21 protein-coding genes are annotated in these 21,647 nt (G+C 43.5%); 13 read left to right on the top strand and 8 right to left on the bottom strand.

From position 1 onward, the window contains the following. Nucleotides 1-3,660 (top strand): AAA family ATPase, encoded by a 3,660-nt coding sequence (locus L1271_RS05120; protein ID WP_235367089.1) that lies wholly within the window; start codon nucleotides 1-3, stop codon nucleotides 3,658-3,660. Between the two features lie 10 nt (nucleotides 3,661-3,670). Continuing rightward, the gene (locus L1271_RS05115; protein ID WP_235367087.1) at nucleotides 3,671-4,336 is read left to right on the top strand and encodes a class I SAM-dependent methyltransferase; all 666 of its coding nucleotides are present in this window, start codon (nucleotides 3,671-3,673) and stop codon (nucleotides 4,334-4,336) included. 302 nt (nucleotides 4,337-4,638) lie between these two features. Here the strand turns inward: L1271_RS05115 and L1271_RS05110 are convergent, their stop codons facing one another. Further along, the gene (locus L1271_RS05110; protein WP_328266060.1) at nucleotides 4,639-5,181 is read right to left on the bottom strand and encodes a DUF6942 family protein; all 543 of its coding nucleotides are present in this window, start codon (nucleotides 5,179-5,181) and stop codon (nucleotides 4,639-4,641) included. Nucleotides 5,182-5,620: 439 nt separating this feature from the next. On the opposite strand from L1271_RS05110, the gene L1271_RS05105 reads away from it, so the two are divergent. The 3 genes from L1271_RS05105 to L1271_RS05095 all read left to right on the top strand — a co-directional run bounded on the left by L1271_RS05105 (nucleotide 5,621) and on the right by L1271_RS05095 (nucleotide 10,004). Then, entirely contained in the window at nucleotides 5,621-6,157 is a 537-nt protein-coding gene (locus L1271_RS05105) for a lipocalin family protein (protein WP_102058187.1), read from the top strand. Nucleotides 6,158-6,353: 196 nt separating this feature from the next. Then, nucleotides 6,354-8,282 carry an alkaline phosphatase PhoX gene (locus L1271_RS05100; RefSeq protein ID WP_010376054.1) on the top strand — a complete coding sequence of 643 codons (1,929 nt, stop codon included), beginning with the start codon at nucleotides 6,354-6,356 and terminating at the stop codon, nucleotides 8,280-8,282. 66 nt (nucleotides 8,283-8,348) lie between these two features. Continuing rightward, entirely contained in the window at nucleotides 8,349-10,004 is a 1,656-nt protein-coding gene (locus tag L1271_RS05095; RefSeq protein ID WP_235367083.1) for a hypothetical protein, read from the top strand. Nucleotides 10,005-10,489: 485 nt separating this feature from the next. On the opposite strand, the gene L1271_RS05090 is transcribed toward L1271_RS05095, so the two are convergent. The 3 genes from L1271_RS05090 to L1271_RS05080 are packed head-to-tail and all read right to left on the bottom strand — an operon-like array spanning nucleotide 10,490 to nucleotide 12,707. Next, on the bottom strand, nucleotides 10,490-10,822 hold the full coding sequence (locus L1271_RS05090) for a DUF3325 domain-containing protein (RefSeq protein WP_235367081.1): 333 nt from the start codon (nucleotides 10,820-10,822) through the stop codon (nucleotides 10,490-10,492). Then, complete coding sequence (locus tag L1271_RS05085; RefSeq protein WP_235367079.1) at nucleotides 10,822-12,405, bottom strand: PepSY-associated TM helix domain-containing protein; 1,584 nt, start codon at nucleotides 12,403-12,405, stop codon at nucleotides 10,822-10,824. Before L1271_RS05085 ends, L1271_RS05090 begins: the two co-directional genes overlap by 1 nt. Next, a complete protein-coding gene (locus L1271_RS05080; RefSeq protein ID WP_010605602.1) occupies nucleotides 12,402-12,707 on the bottom strand; it encodes a hypothetical protein in 306 nt (101 codons plus the stop codon). Before L1271_RS05080 ends, L1271_RS05085 begins: the two co-directional genes overlap by 4 nt. 201 nt (nucleotides 12,708-12,908) lie before the next feature. Between L1271_RS05080 and L1271_RS05075 the strand changes: the two genes are divergently transcribed. Together L1271_RS05075 and L1271_RS05070 are read left to right on the top strand one after the other, a co-directional pair. After that, on the top strand, nucleotides 12,909-13,475 hold the full coding sequence (locus L1271_RS05075) for a uracil-DNA glycosylase family protein (protein WP_010605603.1): 567 nt from the start codon (nucleotides 12,909-12,911) through the stop codon (nucleotides 13,473-13,475). Nucleotides 13,476-13,674: 199 nt separating this feature from the next. Further along, entirely contained in the window at nucleotides 13,675-14,031 is a 357-nt protein-coding gene (locus L1271_RS05070) for a hypothetical protein (RefSeq protein ID WP_010605604.1), read from the top strand. Between the two features lie 51 nt (nucleotides 14,032-14,082). Here L1271_RS05070 and L1271_RS05065 read toward each other — a convergent pair whose 3' ends face one another. Beyond that, entirely contained in the window at nucleotides 14,083-14,928 is an 846-nt protein-coding gene (locus tag L1271_RS05065; protein WP_235367077.1) for an SDR family oxidoreductase, read from the bottom strand. Nucleotides 14,929-15,031: 103 nt separating this feature from the next. On the opposite strand from L1271_RS05065, the gene L1271_RS05060 reads away from it, so the two are divergent. From L1271_RS05060 to L1271_RS05045, 4 genes are all read left to right on the top strand, one after another. Continuing rightward, on the top strand, nucleotides 15,032-15,928 hold the full coding sequence (locus L1271_RS05060) for a LysR family transcriptional regulator (RefSeq protein ID WP_235367074.1): 897 nt from the start codon (nucleotides 15,032-15,034) through the stop codon (nucleotides 15,926-15,928). A 344-nt stretch (nucleotides 15,929-16,272) separates the two neighbouring features. Continuing rightward, nucleotides 16,273-16,590 carry a helix-turn-helix domain-containing protein gene (locus L1271_RS05055; RefSeq protein WP_102058193.1) on the top strand — a complete coding sequence of 106 codons (318 nt, stop codon included), beginning with the start codon at nucleotides 16,273-16,275 and terminating at the stop codon, nucleotides 16,588-16,590. 154 nt (nucleotides 16,591-16,744) lie between these two features. Continuing rightward, nucleotides 16,745-16,987, top strand: coding sequence for a hypothetical protein (locus L1271_RS05050; RefSeq protein ID WP_235367063.1), 243 nt, complete (start codon nucleotides 16,745-16,747; stop codon nucleotides 16,985-16,987). Next, the gene (locus L1271_RS05045; RefSeq protein WP_235367061.1) at nucleotides 16,984-17,637 is read left to right on the top strand and encodes a hypothetical protein; all 654 of its coding nucleotides are present in this window, start codon (nucleotides 16,984-16,986) and stop codon (nucleotides 17,635-17,637) included. Before L1271_RS05050 ends, L1271_RS05045 begins: the two co-directional genes overlap by 4 nt. A gap of 89 nt (nucleotides 17,638-17,726) precedes the next feature. On the opposite strand, the gene L1271_RS05040 is transcribed toward L1271_RS05045, so the two are convergent. From L1271_RS05040 to L1271_RS05030, 3 genes are all read right to left on the bottom strand, one after another. Next, nucleotides 17,727-18,452, bottom strand: coding sequence for an ABC transporter permease (locus L1271_RS05040; protein WP_174169110.1), 726 nt, complete (start codon nucleotides 18,450-18,452; stop codon nucleotides 17,727-17,729). Nucleotides 18,453-18,454: 2 nt separating this feature from the next. Continuing rightward, nucleotides 18,455-19,342, bottom strand: coding sequence for an ABC transporter ATP-binding protein (locus L1271_RS05035; RefSeq protein ID WP_235367059.1), 888 nt, complete (start codon nucleotides 19,340-19,342; stop codon nucleotides 18,455-18,457). A gap of 147 nt (nucleotides 19,343-19,489) precedes the next feature. Then, nucleotides 19,490-19,999, bottom strand: a complete 510-nt coding sequence (locus tag L1271_RS05030) for a DUF2141 domain-containing protein (protein ID WP_010376030.1) — start codon at nucleotides 19,997-19,999, stop codon at nucleotides 19,490-19,492. Between the two features lie 270 nt (nucleotides 20,000-20,269). Here L1271_RS05030 and L1271_RS05025 point away from each other — a divergent pair, with 270 nt between their 5' ends. Then, nucleotides 20,270-20,557 (top strand): pirin-like C-terminal cupin domain-containing protein, encoded by a 288-nt coding sequence (locus L1271_RS05025; protein WP_442960394.1) that lies wholly within the window; start codon nucleotides 20,270-20,272, stop codon nucleotides 20,555-20,557. A 9-nt stretch (nucleotides 20,558-20,566) separates the two neighbouring features. Continuing rightward, nucleotides 20,567-21,550, top strand: coding sequence for a glutathione S-transferase family protein (locus tag L1271_RS05020; RefSeq protein WP_235367052.1), 984 nt, complete (start codon nucleotides 20,567-20,569; stop codon nucleotides 21,548-21,550). Nucleotides 21,551-21,647: the final 97 nt, after the last annotated feature.

The following is a 21,647-nucleotide window of genomic DNA, read 5'->3' as shown; positions in this document are numbered from 1 at the left end:
ATGAAACTTGAAAAAATATTAATCACCAACCTTGCCTCTATAGAAAGTGCTGAAGTCGACTTTACTGCGGCACCACTCAAAGACACCGGTCTTTATGCCATTACCGGTGATACAGGGGCGGGAAAAAGCACTTTACTGGATGCGGTTTGCCTTGCATTTTATGGCAAAACCGCACGGTTAAAATCGGACGACAAAGAGAAAGTTGCCTTTAATGGCGATAACATTAAGTTAAACGACCCGCGAAACCTATTGCGTCGGGGCTGTGTTGCGGCATCTGCTAGCGTGGTTTTTATTGCTCAAGATAGCAAACGTTATCAAGCTAGTTGGTCGGTAGAGCGCGCTAGAAAAAGCCCTAAAGGTAATTTAAAAACTGCCACTATTGAGTTGTTTAGCCTACCAGATATGACCCTAGTCTGTGAGAAGAAAAAAGAAACAGAACAAAAAATCGAACAGCTAGTCGGGCTTAACTTTGAACAGTTTACTCGAGCTGTGTTGCTTGCTCAGCATGAATTCTCCGCGTTTTTGAAGGCAGGGGGAGATGAACGGGCTCAGTTACTAGAATGTCTTACGGGTACCGAAAAGTTCAGCAATATCGGTAAAGCGGTTTTTGAAGCGCACAAGCAAAAGAAAACTGAGCTGCAATCTCAGCAAGATAGGCTAGGTCAAATTGTGCTCTTGTCACCAGAGCAGCATGCCGAACTTGAAGCACAGAAGTTGGGATTGCTTGATACAAGAAATCGACAACAAGAAACAAGTACAAAGCTGCAAGCTCAGCTGCAATGGCTCGCGGATGTCGAGCTAAGAAAGCAAAAAATAGCTGAGGTGGAACACTCGCTACAAACGCTTGAGCAGCAAATAGAAGAGGGAAAGCCACAGCAGGAATATGCGCAGCAAGTCTTAAAAGCCAATGAGATGCGTGATAACCGTGAGCAGCATGAGCTGGCGGATAAACGCGTTGCGCAGCTATCTCAAGAGCGGCTAGCACTGCAGCAACAAGATTTTGCATCCGCCATTACAACGCTCAAAGCAAAACAGCAGCAACTGGAACAGCAGCTTATTACGCAGCAAGCCAATTTTGTAAAGTTAGAACCAAGCTTTAACAGCATTCGTATATTGGATGAAAAGCTGAGCCTACACAAAGCGCAAGAACGAGAAACTAAGCCCTATCTCGACAAGCACGCCAATCTTATTGCGCAACATGAAGCTGCAATACAGAAGTATCAAGTGCAACAAGGCGAAATCGCTACTGAATTGCAGCAGCTAGAGCATGAGCAAGCGAATTTGCACTCAGTTAGCAATATTGCCGGGCAATGGAGCGTGGTTCAGCCTCAATTTGATGATCTGCAAAAGTACCAACAACAACGTAACGATCATGAAACCCAGTTGCAAAAATTACCGAGCGAACAGCAAACGCTAGGTACACAATTGAGCAAACATGAGGCTGAGGTACAGCACCTACAAAAGGTTTACGACACCGAAGCCAGCGCGCTCTCCGCATTAAAAGAAGCACTCGCACCTTTGACTCAACAAGACCTAAATTTGGCATTGCAGAACTGGTCTCTATGCGCGCAAGCCTATCGTAGTATCGAAGAAGGGGATGCCTTGCTGCATCAGTTACGATCGCAACAAACGCAACATCATATTGGCTTGGAAAGGCTTGAGATACTGATCCGAGATACCAAGCAGCAAGACGAGTTGTCTAAGCAGCGCCTAGCCCTAACTCGTGATAACTTGGAGCAAGTGCAGTTACGCGCAAGTGAGCGGATCAGCGATTTACGCGCTCAATTGCGAGCAGGGCAAGAATGCATGGTATGTGGCTCAAAAGAACATCCTTATGGTGTAGAGCACATCGATGCCCATTGGGAGCAGTTACTATCGGATTTTCGGTCTCAGTATCAAGCTGCTGAGCAAGCTCGTGAGCAAGTGTTGCAGCGTTATAATCAACAAGTCGGTGAAAAAGAGCGTGAAAATGCGCTATGGCAGTCAGTCACTCAGGAAATTGCTCACTGCACTAAGCAAATAAATGAGAATCGCGCTCGACTAGATGCGTTGAGTGATGAGTATAAAGTTGGCAGCGCTGAGCAAGCTGAATTGCAACTCGTGAGTATTCAGTCACGGCTAAATGAACTATCCAAGTTACGCAATAATATCGACCGCCAGTGGCAATTGGTTCAGCAGGCACAACAACACCTCGAGCAGGCTAAACATAAAGGGCAGGCACTTCAGCAGCAGCACCATGATTTAGGTAATCATATTGCCTTTTTGCGAACCGAATATGATCAGCTATCACAAACAGTGGATGCCTTACGCAATCGACTTGAAGCGTTAATTTCCGATAAGTCGTGGTGGCAAAACTTTGATTCATCTCCTCAAGCTGCCATTAGCCAACTTAAAACGGGGGTGCAAACTTGGCTAAAAACCACCGAGCGCACCGATGCGTTAACGGCGGAAAAAGTTCAGCTTGAGCATCAATTACATCTTGTCAGTCAACAAAAACAAGATGAAGCGCAGCGACTTGAAGAATTAGAACATACGCTTTTACAACATCAGCAGAATATTGAACGCCTCAATCGCGAACGTGCTGAATACTTACCACAGCAGCACACCAGATTGGATGATTGGATTGCAGAGCTTAAGCTGCAAGAACAGCAAAGCCGAGAGCAGATCACACAAACCCAGCTAGCGCTGAGTCAAACCGAAGCACAGCGTGAAAAGACCCAACACAGTCTGACGCAACTAGAAAAGCAAATTGCCGAGCAAACATCCCGGTTGCAGCAACTTGATGCGCGTTTTGAACAATGGTTGCTCGACCAGCAAGGGCAGCTAGACAAAGTAAAAGTATTAGCGTTACTTGAGGTTTCTTTGGATGAAGCTCGAGCGAATTTAGAAAAGTGTGCGCAAGTTCAACAAGCCTTTCAAAACACTAAGCTGCAGCTTAGTCATCAGCGTGAAGAACTCAGCCAACTTGAAAGTAAGTACCCTGATGGGGTTGATAGTGAACAAGTTAAGCAAAGTCATGCCGAGACGACGCAAGCACTTGAACAAACTCAAAATCAGTTACTACAAGTGCAAAGTGCATTAGAGGTTGATGCTCAGAATAAACAACAATTCTCTTTGCAAGCGGCAAATCTCGCTCAGTTGCAACAAGACTACGAGCAGTGGCATTTGCTAGATAAGTTATTAGGCGACGCAACAGGCAAAAAGTTGCGTAATTGGGCGCAAACGCAAACGCTAAAAATCTTATTGCAGTATGCTAACCAGCAATTGCATACGCTTTCTAGACGTTATCTGCTTACCAACATTGAGCAATCTTTAGAAATTGCGGTCATAGATAAAGATATGGCTGACGAACAACGTAGCGTCAACACCTTATCTGGAGGAGAGTCCTTCTTGGTATCTTTATCTTTAGCACTTGGACTTGCTGCACTTTCATCAAATAAAGTGCAAATACATTCATTATTCATTGATGAAGGGTTTGGTACGTTAGACCCCGAGACGCTAGGTGTCGCAATTGATGCACTAGACGCGTTGCAATCACAAGGCCGCAAGGTTGGAGTGATCTCGCATGTTGCTCAGATGAGCGAGCGGATCGCCACCCGTATCCATGTGAATAAACAGCCGGGAGGCTACTCATCTTTAAATTTAGTACCACGAACATAAGGAAATTTGGATGCCGACTTTTACGGGCGAAGAAGCCCAAAACTACGACTCTAGGATCACAAAACTGGTGCCAGGTTATGCGTTAATTCACCAACTTACCGGGGCGCAACTTTTAGCACTTTACCCAGATAGCGCAACCATTTTGGTTGTGGGTGCAGGGACAGGCAAAGAAATTGTAGAGCTTACTCAGCTAAACCCGAGTTGGCGGTTTATAGCGCAAGATGTATCTGCTGATATGTTGGCAATTGCAGATCAGCATTTTACTAAGTTGGGCCTACAGGAGCGTGTGCAGATCCATCATGGCGCGATTTCACCACAGGCCTACCAAGCGGATGCAGTACTGTGCTTGCTGGTGATGCACTTTGTAAAAGATAACGGCGATAAAGCAAGCTTGTTTAAACAAATGAGTGAGCAGCTAAAGTCGAATGGGCGTCTTTTTATTGCCGACTTAGAAAAACCTGCGACAAGCTTTGAACGTGAAGCGCAATTAATTGTTTGCAAACAACTTGGGCTGACTGATGTTGGCGAGCAGCGTATGAGGGTGAATTTAGAACATGAGTTTTACCCCGTGGATAAAATGCGCCTTGCAGAGCTGCTAGACACCGCAGGTTTTGGCATTGCCAAACCTTTCTTTAAAGCCCTTGGCTTTGCGGGCTTTGTGGTAGATAAGCAGTAGTTTTTATCTAAATAACCTGAGCTTCGGATAAATAAGCCAGACCATATTCGGGTTTGGCTTTTCCTTTCTTACTCTTTCAAAGTAGCTTACATTAAGTTAGTAAAATAGTGATCTATACCAAGCCAATTGCTGCTCTGCCACTGGCGTCACCGCGCTTTATCTAAACCTCAGGTCATTTACTTCTAAAAAGTTAGTAAAACTCTGATCTCAATGACCATGATGCGGAAGGGAGATCAGTATTTTACTTAGTAAAAGTTTGATCTATGCACGAATTGGCATGCTGTTTAGTTGCCGCCTAATATCTAACTTTGTCTTATTATATCTACTAACTTATTGATTTTTATATCACTAATCTGGCGGTAATCCAAAAATGGCGAAATGATAAGGCGCAAGTTATAGTCAACGGCGAACTCATCATCTAGCCAAATTAGATTGTTAGTAAAAATCTGATCTCTAAGCAATGATTTCGCGTAGGTGCGTCCTGCAATTATATGCCAATCGTATGTTTTTGCTGAAAAATCAGGCGTTGAGAAGAGCAGGGCTTCTTGACTTGAAGCTTGAAGTAACGCGCTATCTCGATATGACTGCCAAGTTGAATAGTTAGTAATATCGTGATCTGGCAGCTTTGCAGCAAATAAAAACTTGGCAAAAACATTGAAGATTTTCCGCCAACCATTGCCGCAATGCGCATTAATATGTTCGATCTCCCTATTGGCTAACGCACTGACTTGCATCAAATTATTATAAGGTTCTATGCGTGGCGGATGTTCAATATAAAACGCAACCTTACCCGTTGCTACACCCAAACCATGAGTTAGTATTTTTTTGCTCTGTGCTGTATTCATCATACTTTGCTGCGATCTATTCATTTACACGTAAGTTTAAAATAAATAAAGTGAAATTGGCATGGTAAGGGTTTGAATTAAATTTTGCTTTTACTAGGGCCTGTTGACCTTTGCTGTTTGATTTTTGTTTCCCTGAGTGGGTTTTGGTCGCGGCGCTCGACTTGCCGCCTAGTAATCTAAGCAAAAGTTGAGCAACAATGAACAAAGCGCACTCAGGGGAACCCAAAGGGCAGCGCCTGATTGGCATTTCTAATGCGTTATCGCCTGACTCACATAGAATAACTATGCTACACAGGCTCTTCCTTGTATAAATGGCAATCAAACTGCTGCAAAAACAAACTTGAAAGATCAACAGGCCCTAGGTAAAAAATCGAACCTATCGTTAATCTTAGTGCTTGGTTACTACGTATGACATCAAGATGGAATATGGAGAACTTATATGAAAGTACGACAGCTATTTTTCACAGCGATTTTAGTGCTTGCAGTTTCAGCATGCACAGGGCTGCCTGAGGGCATCAAACCAGTTAAAGACTTTAATGTTGAGCGCTATACAGGCACTTGGTATGAAATCGCGCGATTAGACCATTCATTTGAAAGAGGAATGCAGAACGTCACGGCAACTTATAGCCAAAATCCCGACGGTTCAATTAAAGTCGTAAATAAGGGATATGTAACAGAGGAAGGAGAGTGGAAAGAAGCGGTTGGCAAAGCTAAGTTTGTTGCAAATGATGAAATAGCGCATCTGAAAGTGTCATTTTTTGGTCCGTTTTATGGCAGTTATGTGGTATTCGAGTTAGATGAAGACTACCAGTATGCATTTGTTACCAGCTACAATCGTGATTACCTTTGGTTGCTTTCTAGAGCACCTAAAGTGTCGGATACCGTAATGAACAAGTTTAAAACCATGTCAGAACAATATGGTTTTAACACCAATGAACTTATCTATATGAGACACGAAACCGTTCGAAAAGAATAGTGTAAACCCCCTTTACACTAAAGTTCCTTTTATGGGTATTTTAACTTGCTAACAGAAGGGAGGCTGTATGTGAGTTGAGTATAAGTGTCTTATTCCTGTAGGAAATGGTTAATAAATCATTCAGTCAACTGTAACAGGAACACTTCACACTGTTGCACGCTTTACAAAAAATAATACTTAGGAACTGGAGTAACTCATGAAGCGTGTAGCATATTCTCTTATTGCAGCAGCAGTTGCAATGGCACTTACAGCCTGTGATGGTGACGATGGAGCACAAGGTCCTGCGGGTCCTCAAGGTGAGCAGGGCACTGCTGGCCAAGACGGTGCAAACGGCACTAATGGATCGAATGGTACTAATGGCTCAAACGGCACAAATGGACAAAATGGTACTGACGGACAGGATGGTCAAAATGGACAAGACGGCCAAAATGGTCGTGATGGTAGTTACAGCGTACCAGGCCTTGTTCGCATCGCAACCGTCCCAGCTGGTGCTGAAGTAACTGGTCTATTTCTTTCTGAAGGGGGGGACTTGTTCTTCAACGTTCAGCACCCAAATGACACCAACACAGCTACTGATAAGTTCAATAGCAAGCCATTCAATACAGGTACTGTCGGTGTACTAACCGGTGTGAACTTTAATAATCTACCTGCAAATATCCCAAGCGCGCCAGTTCCAGCTTCGACCATGGAACAACAAACCGTGATTTCTGCAATTGGTCAATATCAAATTCTAGGCCAAACAGGTGACACATTCGCAAACCTTGGCACTAAAGGGTTAGCGGGTGGTTTGGGTGTACATTACAGCATCTCAACTGGTGAAGAAATCATTAAAAATGATAACCCTGATTTCAATGGTTATATTCCAGTCGATGCAAACACAGGTTATCTATTCACAAACTGGGAAGCGTACCCAGGTGGTGTCAGTCGTTTGAAAATGAGTAAAGCGACAACGGGTAAATGGTCAATCGAAGAAGCCATGATGGTAGACTTCGACGGTGTTAAAGGCACAGCAGCCAACTGCTTTGGTTCAGTATCACCTTGGGGCACACCGCTGACTTCGGAAGAATGGATTGTCTGGTCTGAAGTTGATTCAACACAAGATCCACAGTGGAATAATCCTGCTGAAACAGGCAATGACACAATGGAAGCGTTAATGGCACCTGATTTCCCTAACCCTTATCGCTACGGTTACATTGCGGAAATCAAAAATCCTACAACCGAAACGCCTGATGTTGTAAAACACTTCACAATCGGTCGTTATGAGCATGAAAACTCAGTTGTAATGCCTGACCGTCGTACTGTTTATTCATCACAAGATGATACCGGTGGCGTACTATTTAAATTTGTTGCAGATCAACCAGAAGACTTAAGTGCAGGTACCCTATACGCAGCAAAGCTAACTCAAGATGCGGGCCTTACCGATCCGGCTGTAACTGGCTTTGACATTAGCTGGGTTGAGCTGGGTAGCGGCAGTAATGCACAGATTGAAACTTGGGTGGCTGAGTACGACGGCATCAATGAGACTGACTATGTTGAAGGTCAAACAAGCTATTTGTCTGTTGCTGATGTAAAAGCGTGGGCGGAAGGCGCTGCTACTTATCCAACAGTTGCAAACGGTGGCGGTAAAGTAACGGCAGGTAAAGCGATGGACAACCGCGCTATCTTCCTAGAGTCTCGTCAGGCTGCACGCCAAAAAGGCGCTACGGCTGAATGGCGTAAACTTGAAGGCTTAAGCATCAACCATAACCGCGTACTTGAGGCGGTAACTGGTCAAGATGTTGTTGCCGGTGAGGTGGTAGATAAAGCCTATATGTATATTGGTATCTCTGATATCGACAACACCATGATTGATGGCGAAGGTGACATGCAGCTTTCTGCGCGTGTTAAAGATTGTGGCGGTGTATACCGTGCTCATATCGATAACAACTATAACCTAACTCGTATTGAGCCGGTTGTTATGGGTGCAACTTACCGCTCGTCACTAACTGGCGCTGAGCGTTGTGATGTCAATCAGCTTTCACAGCCTGATAACGTAATCGTTATGGAAGATGGTCGCATCATTATTGGTGAAGATGGCTTCCAAGAAAATAACACGCTTTGGCTATATGACCCTAAAGCAAAATAATTAAGCAAGTAGCAGTGCACTGAATGGTGCGCTGCTTTTTTTTAGCAAAATTTTGGAGTCATAAAAATGAAATACGTTAGCCTAACTCTAGTGGCATTGACGAGCGTAGCCTTGTTTGGTTGTAATGATGAACAGACTCAAGGGCTAACCAATACCGCACTTATGTCGGCGCAAACTACAGCACCTTATAAACAGGGTGATGATATTCCTGCGGCCGCATTTATGCAGCACAATGAAGTCTATAACCCCGAATCAGTGATCCCTCCTCAGTGTTACACCAAAACGGATGGCGTGAATAACCCTTGTTATGCCTGCCATCAATCATATGATGAAAAAAACCGACCAAACATGATGCGCGATGCCAATTTACAAGGCGCTTATGAGTTTTCCGATCTTGGGTTTAAAAACCATTGGAAAAACCTGTTTAAAGATCGCTCTGAGCTTATCAAGGATATATCAGATCAAGATATTACTAACTGGGTCAACCAAGATAATTACACCCCTTTTATCGAAAAACTAAAAAATAGCCCTGACTGGAAAGGTGAGATCACTCCACTTAACAACTTGGCATATCCAGAAAAAGCGTTCGATGAGCTTGGTATAGCAAAGGACGGCAGTGGCTGGGTGGCATTCAATTATAAACCTTTTCCTAGTACTTTTTGGCCAACCAATGGCTCGACGGGGGATGTCATGATCCGCCTTGCTGACGCCTTCAGAGAAAAGGGCGAAACGTATAATCAGGACGTTTACCTTGCCAACTTAAGTTTGGTTGAAATGGCTGTAAAGGGGCTTGACGAAATATCAACGCCAGTGATTTCTGAGTCGCGAATTGGCGTAGATTTAAATGGTGATGGCAAACTCACGAAGATCACTAGCATGCTGCGCAGTGAACGTTACCTTGGTGATGCCAATACTATCGAGCTTGCTCATCAGTTATACCCACAAGACACCGAGTTTTTACATACCGTTCGGTATATTGGGGTGGATGATAATGGCCAAGTATTTAATGCGCCAAGAATGAAAGAAGTGCGCTACATGAAGAAGCACAACTTTAAATCCAAGCAGTCACTCGGTGCTGCTTACTACAGAGAAGCGAAAGAAAAGTCATTCGAAAATTACCCACAAACGCTTTATTTGGGCGACCAAGGGATCAATAACAACTTTGGTTGGACGATTAACGGTTATATAGAGGATAAAAATGGCGCACTTCGTCCGCAACATGAGCAAGAGCTTGCATTTTGTAATGGCTGTCACAAAACCATTGGCTCAACCTATGACCAAACCTTCTCGTTTGCGCGTAAAGTTGAAGGCAAACTGGGTTGGGGTTATATCAATTTAAAAGAGATGCAAGACGTACCTAACAAAGGCGAAGAGCAGGGCGAATTCTTGACCTATATGATGCGTGTTGGCGGCGGTGATGAGTTTAGGCAAAACCAAGAGATGCTAATGCGCTGGTTTAACGAAGATGGCACGGTAAACAGCAAAAAAGTGCAGTCTGCGAAGAACCTTTATGAATTGATCACACCATCAAAACCACGTGCGCTGGCGCTGAATAAAGCCTACTTAACCATTGTCAAAGAGCAAAGCTACCTGTTCGGTCGTGACGCCACTATAGTAAAAGCGCGTAATGTGCTGGAACAAGTCGATGATTCTCAACAGCCTCTAGAGCCAGAGCACCGATATGTGTGGGATATGCAGCTGGATTGGAATAAAGCCGAGTAAATCGTGTTCAGGGTAGGGGCGCTTCCTACCCTGAGTTGATAAAGGCTCAAAGATAAAGGGACTGGCACTGATAAACAGCCATCATCCTAAGAGGTAGTTTCAAATTGAAATTGCACGCTAATCTTCTTATCACATAGACCTTGAAGGTAAGATAAAGCTTAAGCTCGGGTCAGAGCTGAATTACTCTTCTCGCTTTCTGGATCAGAATTTAACTAACCAACAGATTTCCTTTGGCACTTAGATCAGAATTTTACTAAGTTAGTCCGAGAACAAGACTACCAGATCATATTTTTACCAACTGATTAAGCTAATTGAGCTCATGAGATCATGATTTTACTAACCTAACTTAGTTTGAGTTAGTAAATTTGCGGTGTATAGCGTCATTATTGCTGATATTTTATGCTAAATGATGTGGTTTCAAAGAGTTAACAAAGGAATGTTAGTAAAATTGTGATCTAAAAAAGGCGCCATTAGTGGCGCCTTAGTTAAAATATGATCCAATACAGCGTACTGAGCAGCATAGTGATAATGACTAGGTAAAATAGTGATCTGAAGTAACTAGGTTTGGTCGCGAAGATAGCGACAAGTAGTAATACAGCCAAGGTCATATAACCAATAAACTCTAGGCTGCCGTAGGTTCCCTGAGTCTTAAGAGCAAGTGCTAAGCTGCCGCTAAGGCAGAGCCAGCTGGCAATGGTTAATTGGTTTGTTATGTTTCCTTTTGGGCGTGTACCAAATACTTCTTTATAGTGATTGGGCTTTGCTACTGCAAAACCCATAAATGCTAGCAGGCAAAGTAAAAACGTTAGCCATTCCATTAGGCGTTTACCTCGCGTTTTGCTTGGCGACGCGGTGTCGCTGGTGCTGCTTTGGTACTGCCGAGCTTTTTGGCTTGAACCAAGAAACCGAATGCGATACCAAGAGCCATCACATCAAAACCAAATAATACCCACTGACCATTAATGAAATAGCTCACGAGGCTGCCATCAGTCGTTAGCATGTTTACGACAGGCAGTAAGCCCCATATGATTGCATTTACTTTCGCAGATAGCATCCACGCGAGCCTATCCAACTTAAATAGAGCGGCCAGAGTGAATATTCCCCACGTAACAAAGAACGCCAGAACTTCTTTGTCTGCACGTCCAGTTAATTCTATTGGAAGCAAACGATTTGCATAAAAGAACATCGCTGTTGCGGCTGGCAGCCCCATGATGGTGCCTAAATTGAGCGACTCCACAAGCCTAAGGCCTACACCCGGCTTGTCATCACCCTTGAGCTTTTGGCGTAGTCTTTTTGCCCACATAACAGCACCCGTTGCAATCATGGCACAACCTGCTAATCCGGCAACAAAGTATAGCCAACGTAACAGTGGCTCCGCTAAACGCCCGGTGTGCAGTGCTATCATTCCGCCGTAGAGATTTTCAGCGCCAGACAGCGTCACATTGTGTGTTTTTAACAACTCACCAGATGCCGCGCTATACATCCAACTGGGTGGATCATCCTGCACTGCGCGTTGAGCATTGGCATAAAGCTTAATCGTTGCACTTGCATCCCCTGGCGATGAGATCACAATGCGGCGAAGCGGTGCATCACCAGAGTTAGTAAAATAATGATCTAACGCTGTATTTAATGCGAGCCCCTTCAGTGGTTGTCCCGCCTCTTGGGTAGGGGCCAGAAATGGATAGCGTTCGGCTCTAAGCGTTTTTGTATCTTCAAAGCGCTGTTCGGCGGGCTGTGGCAGTAACATAAAAATGAGCGTCACTAGGCCGGTGTAAGTGATCATAATATGAAACGGTAATGCCACCACGGAAGAAACATTATGAGCGTCAAGCCAACTTCTTAGCCCTTTCCCATTTCTAAATTGGAATAGGTCTTTGAAAATGCGTTTATGGATCACCACGCCAGAAATAAGCGCAATCAACATAAACAGAGTTGCAAAACAGACTATCCAACGCGCGGTGATCGCGTTCATGTAATGCAAGTCAAAATGCAGACGGTAAAAAAAGTTACCGCCTCTAGTCTCCCTAAACTCAGGAAGTGCCTCCAGCGTTACTGGGTCAAGATACTCAGAGTGACGTTTTCCGCGCCTTTCTCCTTCGGCTGGCTTTTCGGAGTACATTAATAGCAGGCTTGGGCGACGCTCCGTCGGCATTTCAATACGCCAAGACTCGGCGTTTGGCGCTATATCTTGAAATCGTTCGATACTCTTTTTGACCGTTTCATTTTGTTGGGCACTATCATAATGAGGTAGATGGTGCGTTGCAGGTTGCGCCCACAGACTGATCTCATGTCTGAAAAAACTCGCAGTACCAGCAAAAAAGATTAAAAACAGCAACCAACAAACGAGTAAACCAACCCAAGTGTGTAGCCAAGTCATACTGCGGAAAAATGACTCTCTCACAGGGAGCCTCCAAAATGCGTCAAAGTACCGTAAAGAATACAAAGTAGTCCGATCATGCCAAGAAATACCTTTTTAAAAGAGCGGCATCCAAACACCCAAATAAAGACAATGGCGTAAAAGACGATGCCAGTTGTTAATGCATATAACAGCGCATCTAGGCGCGGAGTAGGTAAAGTTAAAGCCAATAAAGATGAAGCTAAAACAGTCACGTAATAGCCGCCGAAAATAGCGATGAAAAAGCGTGCAAGCACTTCAGCTCTGTACAAAATAGCCTTATTATTTGTGTTATCCCGACTAGGCATAGCACCCCTTTAAAAGACAGCAAACGTAATAGAATATTATCCAATAATTTGCATCTAAATGATAGTGATTCGCACTTGTTTTAAGTTGAGTGGAGTCGTTTTAACGACTAAGCACTTTAAGTTTTGTTGGTTAAATGGGGTTTTGAATATGGCTATGCCATAATGACCCTTGGTGTCATTGGGTAAAATAAGTAAGGAAAGATGGATATTTTTGAACGTGTTAGGCAGTGCAAGCTTTGTGATAAAGCGCTTCCCATGGGGGCAAAACCTATCATCCAAGGCAGTTATAAGGCCAAAGTCTTAATTATAGGCCAAGCGCCGGGGTTAAAAGCACATCAAACCTGCCAGCCGTTTAATGACCCAAGTGGAGATAGATTGCGAGACTGGCTGGGTGTAAGTCGAATACAGTTTTATAACCCTGAACTCTTTGCCATTATGCCAATGGCATTTTGTTACCCTGGTAAAGGGAAATCTGGAGATTTACCACCACCTAAAATCTGCGCGCCCACGTGGCATTCTCAGGTGCTAGCTACACTCAGCCACGTATCGCTGACACTACTTATTGGGCAATATGCGCAAAAATGCTACTTAACGCAATATTCATCAGTAACTGAGATGGTAAAAAATGCTGACTTTTCCAGTCAAAGTCATTTGCCATTACCTCATCCCAGCCCTCGTAATCAGATCTGGTTAAAAAAGCACGACTGGTTTGAAAAAGACAGTGTACCGCAGTTAAAGACAAGAGTTTCAGCTGCGCTATCATCTTGATAATGCGTTAATTAAATTTTCACTTAATGCTTTAGGGTTAGGTTTAAAATCAAAGGCAATCTGATAGGTTTAAAACTAAGGAATAAAGGTCATATCAGCTAATATTTATCACCATTTAGTTGCGTAATTACGAGTATTACCTCATACTCCAGCCTGTTTACATAACAAACACTTTTTAACATTTTCAAAGGACTTGATAATGATATACAAAACTACCGGTTGGGCTGCTGTACTCCTTTCTCTCGTCGCATTTTATCCAAGTATGCAACCTGGTGCGTTTTCCGTTATAGGCTTCTACTTATGCCTGTTCTCCCTCATTATCGCAGCATTTGCGAGCCATATGGATAAACCGATTTATTTTCGCAGCGTGATCACACTGTCTCTTGTTAATATCTTATTAGTGAATGATGGTACTCGTGCAAGCCTTTGGTTTGGCCAAAGCGACTGGGTTTATATCGGCTCTATGTACGGTATCTTTTTAGTCGTGGTGAGCATTTGTGGCTTTTTAGTGAGTCGAGACTTATTGATATCAACCTTAGAAGGTAAGGTTGAGTAAAAAATAAGTGCACAAGCAAAGCCCGTGCACAAGATCAGCGGTAAAATATGCTTAATTTTTTGCGAGCGACTGGGCCACCGTTGTGGTCGGGCGACCAATCAACTGGCTGAGCGCATTACTCTGGGTTGCCAAATATCCTTGTTGCGCTTGTGCCTCAGCGTCAACCAATAACGCAGCAAACGCCGCTGGCACGCCGAGAGCAACCAAGTGGGCCAAATATTCTTCGTCAGATACAAACTTTGCTTTTACTTCAACTTGAGTATGCTTTGACACCGCTTGTGCCAAACCTGCAATTGTAAATGCGTGATCGCCAGCCAGCTCATAGACTGAATTGTCGTGGCCAGCGCTACTTAATATGGTGGCAGCAGCCAATGCGTAGTCTGCACGAGCAGCGCTGTTGATCTGAGCTTGCGGCGCGATTGAGGTAATCGCATGATTTGCTGTAAATACAGGTACTAAATCAGTGTAGTTCTCGTTATACCATCCATTTCTCAGCATGCTATAAGCCACGCCGCTTGCTCTCAAATACGCCTCTGTTTCTTTGTGCTCTTTAGCCAGCTCTAGTGGTGAATTGTCCACATTCAAAATGCTGGTATAGGCAATTAAGCGCACTTGGTTTTTCACTGCGGCGTCAATAACTGCTTTGTGTTGAGCTGTTCGGCTTCCGATCTGATTGCCTGAGATCAGTAGCAGTTTTTCAACACCTGTAAGTGCTGCGTCAAGTGTGTGCGGTTTGTCGTAATCAGCTTGCCTTACGGTGACCCCTAAATTGGCGAGTGCCTTTCCTTTATCGAGATCTCTGACTAGAGCCACAATGTGTTTGGTTGGTATCTTTTGTGCCAAAAACTCGATAACTAATTGACCTAATTTGCCTGTTGCGCCTGTGATTGCGATCATGATGTATACCTCTTTTGAAAATGAGAATGTATTGGATGTGGCTATTATGCGTGGTAATTTTTGTTATCATAAGTGGGTTAATTCGATATGGTGAGTTCTGAAATTGAGTACAATAGACTTAAATGCATTAAAACTATTAGCAATATTTGCAACGGTTGTGGATGCGGGAAGCTTTGCTCAAGCTGCGCGAAAGCTCGCGACTAGCCGTTCTAGAGTGAGTGAACAAGTGTCCCAGTTAGAGACCATGCTGGGTGTTCGACTACTGCAGCGTAGCACGAGGCAACTCACGCTAACGCGAGAGGGGCGTGACATTTTGGCTCAAGCGCATTCATTGCACGCTATTTTGGATGATGTTGAGGTATTGCTCGATAACAAAGAGCCTCATGGTATGGTCTCAATAACCATGACCCACGACACCGCACATAAGTTTCTGTTACCAAAACTTTCTGAGCTCACGGCGCGATATCCGAAGATCCAATTAAATATCATCGTTGATGATGATAAGCGCGATATTATTAACGACCAAATAGATCTCGCCATCAGGGTTGGCTTTCCTAAAGACAGCGCACTGATTGCAAGGCAATTACATCAAGAATGTTTTAAGCTCTATGCAAGTCCTAAACTGATAGCATTGCATGGGTTACCAAGCAAAGACACACAGCTAAACCAGCTACCTTGGTTACTGTTAGAGCAGGCTAAATCAACGGGGATGACGCAGTTTTATCGTGGCGGTGAAGCCGTAAACTTTACACCAACTCAAGTACATTGGTGCAATTCCCCCATGCTGTTACAACAAATGACAGTATCAGGGTTAGGAGTTGCGCAGTTATTGCCTTCTACTGTGAAGCAAGAAGTTGAGCGTGGGGAGTTACAAATGATCTGTCCAGAGTTAAGTAGCGAGCAACTGGTGTTTTCTCTCATTTATCCATCACGTAAACAAATTCCGCCTAGAACACGGGCGGTGATTGACTACCTATTGGAAGCGAATCTGTTTGGATAGTTTTGGTTCTCATATTGACAATTTTAAGTCGATGGAGAACGCATACCTTTACCAAACATAAATAAACACGCGCTGTGTAAAGGCTGTGCACTTATTTTTGTTTGCTGTTCTCCTTTGCACAAAAAATCATGCAAAGGTTAACAAATTGAAACAAAATGGTCTTTTTTACGTCACTAAAGCTTGAAAAATAAAATTGATACGATAGACTCGCGTTTACAGTTTAGATACAAAAACGCAACTTGGTTTTGTGCGCTATCAGTCAATAATAGGTACTAAATACACTTGTCTACTGTTTAATCGGTGGCTGAAAGCGCGAGCACAACTAAAGAAAAAGGAATGTGTTGGTGGGTGAATATGACAAACGTTTTACAGGAGATGATTTGCGCCGCATGCGTAAAGTGGCAGGTAAAACCACAAGTGAAATGGCGAGGCTCGCAGGAGTTGAGCGAGGCACCTACGAAAATTATGAAAAGGGTGTGAGTAAGTTTCCTTACGAATACTTTGAAATTTGGTGTGACGCGTGTGGAGTAAACCTTACACCACTGCGGGACCAGATTAAGGCCCTACGAGAAAAAATAGACGACACTAAGCTTTGGCGTAAATCTCCAACTCCCCGCAGTGACAAACAAACCAAAACAGGCAAGGGAGACAGTGAGGTATGAGCAAAGTCTATTGGCAGGGGCGAGTAGCGTATCATTTTTTACAAGTGTTACCTTGTGTTTTGGATTGCAACAAGGTGTTTGCATTTGTATTGGCAGCAGGTAAAGTAAGGTGGAGTCTATACACCGCAAAACTTAACCTAGAAAGGACGTCATCATGCGCTTTTTAAAAAATAATACAACACGCCAGTTTAATAACCTAATGCAATTTATTTCCATCATTATCGAGGTTGTAGTTCCAAAACCTTGCACAAATATTAATAAATTGAATAGTGTGCCTTTGGCCAACGAAGATATTGACCTTGTTATAGGTGGAGTTGGTGGCAATAAAATAAAAGACCCAAAACTAGAACCGGAAAGTCGCTCTCCCGGTATCAATCACTTCAAGGAAACACAATGAAGTTATCCTCTATTTTCTTAATATTTGGAGTGGTCATTGCCACTCTATTTTCAGCGGCATATTTTAATATTGAACTTTATACGTATAGTGCGATACTTTTGAGCGTTCTAGTATTGTGCTATTTAGGAAAGAAGCTGGAGAATATAAAGCATATAGCTGTAATACTCTTCTCGTTGGTAGTAATTGAGTATGTAGTAGTTTCATTCCTATTTAAGCTTAATTCACAAGGCTTGCCTGCCTTTCAAACGAATGCACTAATTTTTGGTACGCACTTTCTTGTTGATCTGGTTATGTTGCTGTTCTTGAAATACAGAGTGCGTTTTTCATTACGCTATATACGCCGGACAAACCCCGATAATTGGCGCGCCATCTATATGACTCATGCTGATCCACTGCTTTATGGTATCTTTTTTGCGTTTGTTTTAGTGGATTTAGCTGCCTTTGGTGAAAATATTATCCGTAATTTAGAGTATTTAGGCGTTGATGAAGCGTTTGCTAAACAATTTTGGAGCTGGGGTTTAATTTACTACAACTACGAGATCCTTAAGTCGATTTTGTTATCTTGTGTTATTACCACGTTATTGGCAACAATCTTTGTTGAGCGGCAGCGACCCGCCGAAGCAGAACCTGAATTTGAGGCTAAGCCTTAATATCTAAGTTAAATTATTTTCTTACTATTGATCCTTATTGGGGCCTGCATCTGCAGGCCTTTTTATTGCCACATTAAGTATATTGTAGGTTAAGCCTGCTTAAATTTAATTTGCGCGACAAAGAATAATGCAAGCGTTTGTGTAATTAGGACGGCCACATGGAGATAAACTGGAAAACCCAAGGTGGCATCAATGGTCGAAAGCGCCAATTGGGAAATATGGAAAGTGGGCAACAGCCAAGCAAACCATTGCATCGCTTCAGGGAATAACATGATAGGCAGCCACAGGCCAGAAAGCAACGAGAGTGGTAGGTAAATTAAGTTAACCACCGCAGGTGCCGCTTTTGCTGACACTGACAGCCCAACTAACAGCCCTAACATACACAAAGGCAAGGTGCCGAGCAGGGCAATGGCAATCACGAGTAACCATTGAGCTAAACTTAAAGACACGCCGGAAAATAATGCCAGCAAGCTCATTAAGCAGGCTACGAGCAATGAAAAAGCCGTCGCACTCACACATTTTGCGAGCAGATACTGATAGGGAGAAACGGGAGAGAGCTGCTTGAGTATCAGCCAACCATTTTGCTTTTCAAGGGCGACGTTAACGCCAAAGGAAAATAGCGCAGGTCCTATCATGCCAAATATCAGATAATTGATATACATATAGTTATGGGAGTCATGATGACTGAACACCACGCCGAAGAAAAGATAAAACAAGCAAGGAAATAGTGTGGCTGGGATCACAAAACCCTTACTTCTAAATGTGCTCAAAAGTTCAGTTTTGCTTTCAAGTATAAAGGATGCTGTGTTTATCATGGTTAAGCGCTCCTAGCATTCATTAGGGATAAATAAGCTTCTTCGAGGCTCATTGGGGCTACATACAAATTGCGGATAGAAAATTTTTCTAATACCTGCTGCACAATATGGTTTGGCTCATCCGTCAATATAGTGAACTGCTCGCCTTTAACATGCAGATCTATCATAGGAAATGCGTTAACCAGTGCAGCAGCAGGTAGGTCGCTGGTGAACTTGATTTGTGAGCGACGATAGGTGTTGGCAAGCTCAGGTATGTCGTTAAGCTTGGTACACTTTCCTTCTTTTAACACTAACAATTCATCCGCTAATGCTTCTGCCTCGTGAAGATAGTGTGTGGTAAGGAGTACCGTTTTATTTTGTTGTTTTAACGTCCGTACGGCCTGCCACAGTTGCTGCCTTGACTCTACATCCATACCAACACTAGGTTCATCCAAAAAAACAATGTCGGGATTGCCTGCTAGTGCAATTGCCATAAACAGTCGTTGCTTTTGACCTCCAGATAACGTATCGAAAGTTTGTTCTAAAAATGGTGCTAATTGGCAGAGTGAAATTAACCGCTCCAATGGAATTGGGGTTTGATGGTAACTTGCAAATAACGCCAGAAACTCCCTCACCTTGGTTTGCAGAGGTAGCCCGCCTAACTGCATCATGGCACCTACGCGCTGGCGACAAAAGTCAGACTCTGGCTGATGACCAAGAACAGAGACTAGTCCTGATGTGGGTCTTAGTCTGCCAAGCATTATATTGATCAGGGTGGTTTTTCCTGCGCCATTTGGACCAAGAATGGAATAAACCTTACCCTGTTCAAGCGTAAGGTTTAGGTCTGCTAATATTGGCTTAGTATTGTTGTATGCAAAACTGATATTTGATAACTCAATGGCGTTGCTCACCGTCTTCGCTCCTACTGAACTGTACGATTTGCAGTATGCGCTGCTATAAGATGAAGCGTGAGTGAGGGTTGTCAGAAAATAAAATGACAAATGTCAGAACTTAAAAGGTAGCTCACAGGCATTGCAGCACCTGTGAGTATTTAAGCATTACAGCCCCGTCATTTTTGATAAATGCGTAGAGAGGGCAAGTTGGATCTTAGTGTCAGGGGCCTTTACAGTAAACAAAGCCTCTTCAAAATCGCCTTTTGAAAAGCTATCGTGAATGTTATTCGACAGTGCATAAGGCTCACTTGGCATGCCGGTAAATGGGAAGATCATCCGATCCATGCCGCCATCACCATCTTCGTCATGGATCACGTGGATCGCATACTGGCCTGCAGGCACGCCTTCAAAAGTGACCGTCGTGGTAGGAGTTTGTGGTGTGACAATCAGCTTGCGAAAAAAGTGAGCGTCTGGATCATTCACATTTTTATCGCTGTGGTAGTCAGCGCTATTGTCAAATAACAGTACTAGCATTTGACCATCGGTATTGGTCACATCAGTGATCTCAACCGTAAGATTCGTTGGGGGACCTGCAACCGTATTTACGCTTACCGGACTTGTTGAACTACACGCCGCAAGTAGTGCCAGCGCAAACAATAAACTTAGGGACCTCATCCTTTGCTCCTATTAAGGGTTAAATTGTAGCTCCACAAGCTTGTCAGATAATTGTGTAAATACTGTTAAAAATTGTTAGGTGAGAGCAATGTTAAAGACTGTTCTGACCAGTGTGACTACGCGTTGTAATAGATTGGAACAATCATTCGACGCAATAGAACGAAATAGCCAAATTTGACTAATTTTATTCTCGCGCAGGTTTGGTAGGCTAACTATTAAATAATTGCGCTGAACTGATTATTCCAAGTTCAGGTTAACCCGAGAGCTATTATGAACATTATCCGAACGAACAAAGCACAGGCAACACAAGATGGTGCTGGCGTAAATATTAACCGCATCGCTGGATTTGAAAACTATGGGGAGCAAACGTTGCTTGAGCTTGACCCAAGTCAAAACCTTGATTTCCTCGCGACGGATGATGTTGGCTTTTTGATCCTCGCAGGGCAGCCGATTAATGAAAAAATAGCGCATATGGGACCATTTGTGATGAATACCCAAGAGGAGCTTCATCAAGCGGTAAAAGATTATCAACAAGGACGCTTCGGCGATATTGTATAGGGGGTTTACATGGGATTATTAATTGACGGTCAGTGGCACGATAAGTGGTATGACACAAAAAGTAGCCAAGGCAAGTTTGAGCGTGAGTCTGCAAAACTAAGAAATTGGGTAACAGCAGACGGCAGTGCGGGGCCAACGGGTAAAGCGGGTTTTAAAGCCGAATCCAGACGCTACCATTTGTATGTTTCCCTTGCGTGTCCTTGGGCTCATAGAACGCTTATTTTCAGACAGCTTAAACAATTAGAGGCGCATATTGATGTATCGATTGTAGACCCTGATATGTTAGATCAAGGTTGGTGTTTTACCAGTCAGCGTCCAGAAGTCGGTGATAGCCTGTATCAGCTCAGTTTTATGCATCAGCTGTATACGAAAAAAGACCCAAATTATTCGGGTCGAGTCACGGTGCCAGTCCTTTGGGATAAACAAACGGAGCAAATCGTGAGCAACGAATCGAGTGAAATCATTCGTATGTTTAATCGTGCCTTTAACCAGATAACGGGAAACGACACCGATTATTACCCAGAGGCGCTACAGCATGAAATCGATGAAATAAACGACTTTGTTTATCACAATATCAACAATGGCGTATATAAGGCCGGATTTGCGACAACCCAAGATGCTTATCACAATGCGGTAAGCGCGTTATTTAACGCGCTAGATAAGCTCGAAGCAAGACTCGCTGCGCAACGTTATCTTGTGAAAGGACAATTAACGGAAGCCGACTGGCGATTATTTACGACTCTCATCCGTTTCGACAGCGTGTACCATGGTCACTTCAAGTGCAACATTAAGCAAATCGAAGATTACCCCAATATTTCTGCGTATGTGCGTGACTTATATCAACATCAAGGTATTGCAGATACGGTTGATTTTTACCACATTAAAAGGCACTACTACTTTAGCCATACGATGATCAATCCAACCCAAGTGGTACCAGAAGGGCCAAGCATTGATTATCACCGTTTTCATAATCGCAAAGGCATTACGTTGTAAATGACCTGACTTATTATTCTGAGTCCATGGTAAGGAACCTTTGTCTTTATGCCTATTTGGACTAGATTTAATAATGCGTTTGCTTATAGCTGCTCCT

The organism is Pseudoalteromonas sp. OF5H-5, from assembly GCF_021530695.1.
Classification (GTDB): Bacteria; Pseudomonadota; Gammaproteobacteria; order Enterobacterales; family Alteromonadaceae; genus Pseudoalteromonas.
The sequence above is the reverse complement of the archived record's forward strand: the minus strand, read 5'-3'. Positions and strand labels throughout refer to the sequence as shown.

Bases quoted from the DNA above. Each gene is read 5' to 3' on its own strand.
- L1271_RS05120 (WP_235367089.1), top strand. From the start codon at position 1: ATGAAACTTGAAAAAATATTAATCACCAACCTTGCCTCTATAGAAAGT.
- L1271_RS05115 (WP_235367087.1), top strand. From the start codon at position 3,671: ATGCCGACTTTTACGGGCGAAGAAGCCCAAAACTACGACTCTAGGATC.
- L1271_RS05110 (WP_328266060.1), bottom strand. From the start codon at position 5,181: ATGAATACAGCACAGAGCAAAAAAATACTAACTCATGGTTTGGGTGTA.
- L1271_RS05105 (WP_102058187.1), top strand. From the start codon at position 5,621: ATGAAAGTACGACAGCTATTTTTCACAGCGATTTTAGTGCTTGCAGTT.
- L1271_RS05100 (WP_010376054.1), top strand. From the start codon at position 6,354: ATGAAGCGTGTAGCATATTCTCTTATTGCAGCAGCAGTTGCAATGGCA.
- L1271_RS05095 (WP_235367083.1), top strand. From the start codon at position 8,349: ATGAAATACGTTAGCCTAACTCTAGTGGCATTGACGAGCGTAGCCTTG.
- L1271_RS05090 (WP_235367081.1), bottom strand. From the start codon at position 10,822: ATGGAATGGCTAACGTTTTTACTTTGCCTGCTAGCATTTATGGGTTTT.
- L1271_RS05080 (WP_010605602.1), bottom strand. From the start codon at position 12,707: ATGCCTAGTCGGGATAACACAAATAATAAGGCTATTTTGTACAGAGCT.
- L1271_RS05075 (WP_010605603.1), top strand. From the start codon at position 12,909: ATGGATATTTTTGAACGTGTTAGGCAGTGCAAGCTTTGTGATAAAGCG.
- L1271_RS05070 (WP_010605604.1), top strand. From the start codon at position 13,675: ATGATATACAAAACTACCGGTTGGGCTGCTGTACTCCTTTCTCTCGTC.
- L1271_RS05065 (WP_235367077.1), bottom strand. From the start codon at position 14,928: ATGATCGCAATCACAGGCGCAACAGGCAAATTAGGTCAATTAGTTATC.
- L1271_RS05050 (WP_235367063.1), top strand. From the start codon at position 16,745: ATGCGCTTTTTAAAAAATAATACAACACGCCAGTTTAATAACCTAATG.
- L1271_RS05045 (WP_235367061.1), top strand. From the start codon at position 16,984: ATGAAGTTATCCTCTATTTTCTTAATATTTGGAGTGGTCATTGCCACT.
- L1271_RS05040 (WP_174169110.1), bottom strand. From the start codon at position 18,452: ATGATAAACACAGCATCCTTTATACTTGAAAGCAAAACTGAACTTTTG.
- L1271_RS05030 (WP_010376030.1), bottom strand. From the start codon at position 19,999: ATGAGGTCCCTAAGTTTATTGTTTGCGCTGGCACTACTTGCGGCGTGT.
- L1271_RS05025 (WP_442960394.1), top strand. From the start codon at position 20,270: ATGAACATTATCCGAACGAACAAAGCACAGGCAACACAAGATGGTGCT.
- L1271_RS05020 (WP_235367052.1), top strand. From the start codon at position 20,567: ATGGGATTATTAATTGACGGTCAGTGGCACGATAAGTGGTATGACACA.